Annotated in this window: 10 protein-coding genes; 7 read left to right on the forward strand and 3 right to left on the reverse strand. The window is 31.1% G+C overall.

What is annotated here, in order from left to right; genetic code table 11:
- Nucleotides 1-250 precede the first annotated feature (250 nt).
- The 6 genes from folD (at nt 251) to B5E87_RS14395 (ending at nt 4,160) form a co-directional block, all read left to right on the forward strand.
- Nucleotides 251-1,111: a bifunctional methylenetetrahydrofolate dehydrogenase/methenyltetrahydrofolate cyclohydrolase FolD gene (gene folD / locus B5E87_RS14370; protein WP_087246045.1), complete on the forward strand. Its 861-nt coding sequence runs from the start codon at nt 251-253 to the stop codon at nt 1,109-1,111.
- Nucleotides 1,101-1,301: a DUF951 domain-containing protein gene (locus B5E87_RS14375; protein WP_087246047.1), complete on the forward strand. Its 201-nt coding sequence runs from the start codon at nt 1,101-1,103 to the stop codon at nt 1,299-1,301. The genes folD and B5E87_RS14375 overlap by 11 nt, the downstream gene beginning before the upstream one ends.
- Nucleotides 1,282-1,752, forward strand: a complete 471-nt coding sequence (locus B5E87_RS14380) for a GNAT family N-acetyltransferase (RefSeq protein ID WP_087246049.1) — start codon at nt 1,282-1,284, stop codon at nt 1,750-1,752. Before B5E87_RS14375 ends, B5E87_RS14380 begins: the two co-directional genes overlap by 20 nt.
- 12 nt (nt 1,753-1,764) lie before the next feature.
- Nucleotides 1,765-2,166, forward strand: a complete 402-nt coding sequence (locus B5E87_RS14385; protein WP_087246051.1) for a secondary thiamine-phosphate synthase enzyme YjbQ — start codon at nt 1,765-1,767, stop codon at nt 2,164-2,166.
- A gap of 1 nt (nt 2,167) precedes the next feature.
- Nucleotides 2,168-2,749 carry a GNAT family N-acetyltransferase gene (locus tag B5E87_RS14390; RefSeq protein WP_087246053.1) on the forward strand — a complete coding sequence of 194 codons (582 nt, stop codon included), beginning with the start codon at nt 2,168-2,170 and terminating at the stop codon, nt 2,747-2,749.
- Nucleotides 2,750-2,819: 70 nt separating this feature from the next.
- Entirely contained in the window at nt 2,820-4,160 is a 1,341-nt protein-coding gene (locus B5E87_RS14395) for an MATE family efflux transporter (protein WP_087246055.1), read from the forward strand.
- Between the two features lie 107 nt (nt 4,161-4,267).
- On the opposite strand, the gene B5E87_RS14400 is transcribed toward B5E87_RS14395, so the two are convergent.
- From B5E87_RS14400 to B5E87_RS14410, 3 genes are read right to left on the reverse strand one after another with little or no spacing between them, the layout of a single operon-like run.
- Nucleotides 4,268-5,110, reverse strand: coding sequence for a DegV family protein (locus tag B5E87_RS14400; RefSeq protein WP_087246057.1), 843 nt, complete (start codon nt 5,108-5,110; stop codon nt 4,268-4,270).
- A complete protein-coding gene (locus B5E87_RS14405; RefSeq protein ID WP_087246059.1) occupies nt 5,091-5,531 on the reverse strand; it encodes a MarR family transcriptional regulator in 441 nt (146 codons plus the stop codon). The genes B5E87_RS14400 and B5E87_RS14405 overlap by 20 nt, the downstream gene beginning before the upstream one ends.
- A 51-nt stretch (nt 5,532-5,582) precedes the next feature.
- Nucleotides 5,583-6,044: a phosphatase PAP2 family protein gene (locus tag B5E87_RS14410; protein WP_241147194.1), complete on the reverse strand. Its 462-nt coding sequence runs from the start codon at nt 6,042-6,044 to the stop codon at nt 5,583-5,585.
- Nucleotides 6,045-6,273: 229 nt separating this feature from the next.
- Between B5E87_RS14410 and B5E87_RS14415 the strand changes: the two genes are divergently transcribed.
- Nucleotides 6,274-6,960: a hypothetical protein gene (locus tag B5E87_RS14415; protein WP_087246063.1), complete on the forward strand. Its 687-nt coding sequence runs from the start codon at nt 6,274-6,276 to the stop codon at nt 6,958-6,960.
- Nucleotides 6,961-7,188 lie beyond the last annotated feature (228 nt).

The following is a 7,188-nucleotide window of genomic DNA, read 5'->3' on the forward strand; positions in this document are numbered from 1 at the left end:
TAAAATCGTTCATGAGGAACCTCCTTTCAAGATATAAATGTCTGCAAACATATATTATATCAGGAGGTTTCTTTTTATTATGAAATTACCCCATTTAGAAATTAAAGCAGAAAAAGGCATACCCCGTAATAAAATTAAAGGTTAAGGTTTACCCCGCGATTATTTAATATACCTTTTCTTTTGGGGCTAAAAGTTTACAATTGGTATATTTTCCATTATAATAGAAACAATAATGAGGGGGTAATCATTTATGAACATTGATGGAAAAAAGATTGCAGCAAAGCGAAAAGATGAACTCAAACAAAAGATTGATTTATTAAAAGAAAATGGTCAAAGACTACCAAAATTAACAGTTGTATTAGTAGGTGAAAATCCTGCCAGTCAAACATATGTTCGCAATAAAGATAAAGCATGTGCCTATGTAGGGATGTTATCTGATATTGTGAAACTGGATGAACAGACAACAGAAGAAAAGTTAATGGAAGTGATTCAAAAACTTAATCATGATGATACTGTAGATGGCATCTTGGTACAGTTGCCATTACCACAACATATTCATGAAGACAAAATACTTCATTTAATTGATCCACAAAAAGATGTAGATGGATTTCATCCATCTAATGTAGCTAAACTTGTGTTAGGAGAAAAAGGACTGGTACCTTGTACCCCACAAGGTATGATGGTTTTATTAGATGAAATTCATTATGACTTAACTGGAAAAGAAGTTGTTGTTGTTGGAAGAAGTAATATTGTTGGAAAACCAGTGGCTTTACTATGTTTGCATAAACATGCAACTGTGACAATTGCACATTCCCGTACAATGAATTTAGCCACGTTATGTCAAAGAGCTGATGTCTTAATAGCAGCAATTGGTCAACCTAAGTTTTTTAATAAAGATTATATTAAAAAAGGTGCTGTGGTGTTGGATGTTGGTATTAATCGTGATGAAAATCATAAATTATGTGGTGATGTTGATTATGAAGATGTCAAAGATCTTGTCTCTTATATTACACCAGTGCCTGGAGGTGTAGGACCAATGACAATTGCGATGTTATTGGAAAATACTTATAAAGCTTATCAACAAAGAGAGGAGCACAAAAATGGAATATAATTTAAACGATATTGTTGAAATGAAAAAACAACATCCTTGTAAAAAGTCTAATCAATGGCAAATTATACGTATGGGTGCAGATATCAAAATTAAATGTTTAGGGTGTGGAGCCATTGTTATGTTTTCTCGTCGTGATTTTGAAAAACGTTTAAAAAAGGTTATACCAGCTCATGAAAATACGTCTGATTGAAGAAAAAGATAATAAAGAAGTCGAAAAACTGATTAGAGATTGTCTGATAGAATTTGGTGGTAATAAACCAGGTTGTGCCTGGGAAGATAAAGATTTAGGACAATTTTATCAAGTTTATCAACCTGCTCATAAACAATATCTTGTGGTTGTTGAAAATGATCATGTTGTTGGTGGTTGTGGTATAGGACCAGTGGAAGGCAAAGAAGGTATATGTGAATTGCAGAAAATGTATTGTTATAAGGCGATACGTGGTACAGGCATAGCACAAGAATTATTAAACCTGTCCTTAGATTTTGCAAAGACATACTATCAGCAATGTTATTTGGAAACATTTTCCAATATGATAGCAGCCAATCGTTTCTACTTAAAAAACGGGTTTATTCCGTTGGAACAACCCCTTATTCAAGGACCACATTATGCTTGTGATAGATGGTATATAAAAGATTTATAGGAGTGATTGAGAATGTTATTTGAACATCAATATCAATTTTCTAAACGTATGCAAATGCATGATATTACTGAAATCGTCAAACAGGATATTAATCGCTGCCACATAGATGAAGGAATTGTTGTGGTATATACACCACATACAACGGCTGGAATCACTGTCAATGAAAATGCGGATCCTGATGTTGTTAGAGATATGATCAATGCTTTTGAACGTGCTTTTCCTACAGAACATTTGGATTATCATCATTTTGAGGGGAATTCACATGCCCATATTAAGTCAACTCTTTTTGGCCCAAGTCAGACTTTTATCATTCATCGTGGTCAACTTTTATTAGGAATATGGCAAGGCATTTATCTATGTGAATTTGATGGACCTAGGCAAAGAACTTTTTATGTTAAAATCATGGAGGGATAAGATGAAAGACTTTTATGAAACTTCAAGACTGATTCTTAGACATTTTCGTATGGGAGATGAACAGGCAATATATGAATTATTAAGTGATTCTGATGTTAATCGTTTTTTACCTATGTTTCCATTACAGAGTGTCGAGGAAGCAAAAGATTATTTGCAGACTCACTATTTAGATAAATATAAAAATCAAGATGGTTATTATTATGCAATCTGTTTAAAGGAAAATGATAGACCTATTGGATATATTCAAATCAGTGGTGATGAGAGTCATGATTTTGGCTATGCTTTAAGAAAAGAGTTTTGGCATCAGGGAATAGTGAGTGAAGCAGCTTTAAAAATGCTTGAAGAATTCAAAACATCTGATTTGCCATACATTACTGCAACGCATGATGTTTGTAATCCTCATAGTGGAAATGTCATGAAAAAGATTGGTATGAAATATTGTTATTCTTATAAGGAACAATGGATGCCTAAAAATATTTTAGTTACTTTTAGAATGTATCAGTATCATTTTAAAAAGGATGAGGATTTTATTTATTTAAAATATTGGAATAAATATCCTCATCATATTGAAAAAGACATTTAATGTCTTTTTTTGTTTCTTGACAAAAAAGGACAATATGTCTAAACTAAAAAACGTTAAGGGAGGGAAAATTGTGGATAAAGATAGAATGGGGTCACAAAAAGTTTTAACTTTATTGATTGAACTATCTATACCAGCTATGATTGGGATGATTGTCAATGCTATTTATAATATTGTAGATAGAATGTTTATTGGTAATGCTCCTGATTTAGGATCATTAGGTTTAGCAGGAATTACTGTGTCTTATCCAGTGACTTTAATTTTGATGGCGTTAAGCTTAATGGCAGGAGTTGGAGGAGCTACACGTTTTTCTATTGCTTTAGGTGCTAAGGAAGAGGAAGATGCTAAATATTATCAGGGCAATGCTTTAATGATTACAGTTATCTTTGGTATTGTTTTTATGGTTTTAGGTAATATTTTCATGGATCCTATATTAACTATACTTGGAGCTAGTGAAAAGGTTTTACCTTATGCCAGTGATTACTTGAGTATTATTTTATATGGTGGTGTTTTTCAATGTGTAGCCATGTGTGGAAACAATTTCTCACGTGCCCAAGGAAATGCTAAAAACGCTATGGTTTCACAGCTGTTAGGAGCAGGTTTTAATATTGTTTTTGACTATATTTTGATTGTTCAATTTCATATGGGAATGGAAGGTGCTGCACTTGCGACAATTGGTGGACAATGTTTAAGTATGATATGGCAATTGTCTTTCTTATTTGGAAAAAGAGGAATCATTCCATGTCGTTTATCACATATGAAGTTGAAAAAACATTATACATATATGATTATGAAAACAGGTTTGCCAGCCTTTTTAATGCAATTATCAACAAGTGTTTTAAATATTGTTATTAATGGAACATTAGGTTTGTATGGTGGGGATTTGGCTATTTCAACAGTAGGAATTATTACAAGTGTTCAAACACTTATGTTGATGCCATTAACAGGTATGACACAAGGACAGCAGCCTATTATTAGTTATAATTATGGTGCTAAGAATTATCATCGTGTTAAAGAAACATTAAAGTATACGATTATAGGTTCTAGTATTCTTTCTTGTTTAGGATTTTTAGTGATTCAATTATTCCCATCAATGATTATTTCTATATTTAATCAAGAGCCAGCAATTATTGAATTAGGAAATAGTGCTTTACGCATTTGGTTTATTTGTTTACCATTGGTTGGATGTCAAACAATGTGTGCTAATTTCTTTCAGGCAATTGGAATGGTTAAACAATCCAGCTTTCTTAATTTATTAAGACAATGCTTATTATTGATACCATTGATTTTAATTCTTTCTTGGATTTTTGGATTATATGGTGTCTTTATTGCTGTACCAATTGCAGATTTCATAGCATTTATCATTACAATGTATCTTATTCAAAAACGTTTAAAGACTTTTGTTGTTGCATAAAGAGAAAGTATGATTTTTATGATCATACTTTTTTGATTATATTCAATATAATAAAAAGTATTGATTATCATAGCTATCATCTATGACAATCAATACTTATGGATGATTTATTGTTTTTTTACGTAAGCAATTAAACGAGCCCCAGGACCAGCATGTGTACCAATAACCGGGCCAACAATACCATGTAATGTTTCACCAAAATGTAAAGTTTCCCTTAATGTATTTTCAAACTTATCTAAACCATCAGATGAGCCAGTATATCCGATACAGATAGGTTCATCTAAATCCATTTCACCATCTTGTTGAATTAAGTCGATAATTTTAGCGGTAGCTTTTTGAGTCCCTCTGGCTTTCGCAAATACATCTAATTTGCCTTCATCAAAACCAATAATAGGTTTAAATTTCAAAAGTGTTCCTGCTGTTGCAGCTGTTTTTGATAAACGTCCACCTTTATATAAATATTCTAATGTATCTACAAAAGCAAATAAGCGAATACGATGTTTATATGCTTCTAAAAATGTATAGAGATCTTGAGCGTTCATACCTTCATTTCTTAATGCAACTGCTTTTAATACAAGCAATCTTTGCATTTGCGTTGTTCCTAAGCTATCAATCACATAAATATCATCATAATCAACTAAATCTTTTGCAAGATTAGCACTTTGATATGTTCCACTAATAACACTAGACAAAGTTATAACAATAACACTATCATTGTTGTTTTTTGCTGTTTCATACAAATCAACAAAGTCTTGAGGTGATGGTTGTGATGTAGATGGTAATGTCTGACTATTAACTAATAAATCATAAAATTCTTCTGGTTGTAAATCAATACGGTCTTTATATTCTTTTCCATCAATAATGACTTTTAAAGGCACAACTTCAACATTGAGTTCCTGTGCATATTTTAAATCAATATCAGATGTAGAATCAGTAATTATTTTTATCATTTTTCTTTTCCTCCGTCATAGATATTCTAATTGTACGAAGCATTTTCTCTAAGGATTTCACTTCTTCTTTACTAAACAGTTTTTCAATTTCTTTAAGGGCTTTTTTAATATAATGATCATTTTCACGATAAAACTCCAAGAATTTACTTGTAACTTTTAAATGATAAGATCGTTTATCTTCTTGACTGACTGTTTTATTTAAATATCCTTTTTCTACCAATTGATTGACTTTATATGTAGCATTAGGCTGTGAAATTCCCATATATTTAGCATATTCTAAAATAGTGGGTTCACCTAACATATAAATAATATCTAAGCTAAATGCTTCTTGCATTGTGAGTTCTTTAGAAGTTGCACACATAGATGAATAAAAATTCATTTTGAATATATTATAAACAGCCTGAAATTCCTGACTTAGCATATAACCTCCTCATAAATACTTAAAATATTTTAAGTATAGTATAAATTATTTTTAATGAAAGTCAATTATAAAACACAGAATTGCAATGATAATTGCTACAAAAACATCACTTATATGATGAACCCCACTTAAAATACGTGTTAAACTGACAATCAATGCAATGATACATGCAAAAACGCCAACATAAAAATGAGCATAAAAACATACAAAAGCAATAATACAGGCACTAACAGTATGACGACTTGGAAAAGATTCGCCATGTTTATGACCTCTTAAGGGTTGAATATTCATATGATCATAGGGACGGGGACGATTCACTATTTTTCTAAAAACCGTCACAATCACAAAAGCTATACATGGTCTTAGAATGGCATCTATCAAATAAGGACTATGAATATACCATAAATAAATCAAGACACATGGATATAAGATAAACGTTACATAAGGACAATATTGTGTTAAAAAAATAATGATTTTTTCTAAACGAGGACGTTGTCTTATATACGCTAACATGGACTGATAAAAACATTCCAAAGCTCTCACCCTTTCTTTACCATTATATCGAAAATATGCGATGAAAACAAATAAAATAAAAATTTTAAAAGATAAGTGCAGTGATATTTGTAGATTATACAAAATGCACTGACGAATAAATAGAAAATGGTGTAGGACTGTGTCATTGATGGGATTATTTGAAATTGATATAATGTGAATAGAGTATGATTGATGGAGATAAGATATAATGAAAATAACAGGAACGAAAAGTTATATACAAATTGAAGATGATAATGGCAATATAGCAAGATTTGATGGTGAAGTTTGTTTCAATGATTTTTATGCATGGGCTGATTCAATCTGTTGGATTAAACATCAAGGAGAAATAACGGATCAGGACAGAATTCATTTGATTTATCAGGCAACACAGTATGGTAAGGATCATGATATCAAGATATTGTTCTTTGATAATGATAATAAAGTTATGTTTGAAGCAGAGCTTGGACTGAAAACGGAAGTTTATTGGGCTAAAAACGATCTTATCTTTATAGCTGTTATTTTGTTGTCAATGATTTTTCCAATAGTGTTTATTGCTATGTTAGATGTTGTGAGTTCAATGTTTTTATTTGCTTTGAGTGTGGGTGCCATCATTTTTGTAAGTCCCTTTATCTTGTGGGGAATTTCTATATGTAGATTCCAGATGATTGCTAAGGGAGATGATATAACAATGAGACCAGTCATAGGGACAAGCTATACATTTCCTGTAACAGAAATAATAAGAGTTGAAAGAAAGGTAAAAAATGTATATGGATGGCAAGAATGTGTTAAGATTGTGATTTATATAAAAAATAAAAAAATAACACTTCGTCGAAGTATGATAGGGTTTGATGACATGGATGCCTATCTTTTGCGACATGTTGATCATATTATATAAAAATATATCTTTGATATGATTTGATAGAGTATGATAAGTGGCTGTTTAAAATTAAAAAAATGTTTTTAGCACTCTATACTTGACTCTGCTAAAATAGAGGACTATAATATAAATAGAAATAAGGAAAGAGAATAAAAAAGGCATTCCTTACTTCTCATATCAAACATTGTTCATTCTCTAACAATGCTTAGAATTATTCATAAGAGGTGATATATATGTTAATGCCTA

It is taken from the genome of Massilimicrobiota sp. An142, assembly GCF_002160725.1.
Lineage (GTDB): Bacteria > Bacillota_I > Bacilli_A > Erysipelotrichales > Coprobacillaceae > Allocoprobacillus > Allocoprobacillus merdigallinarum.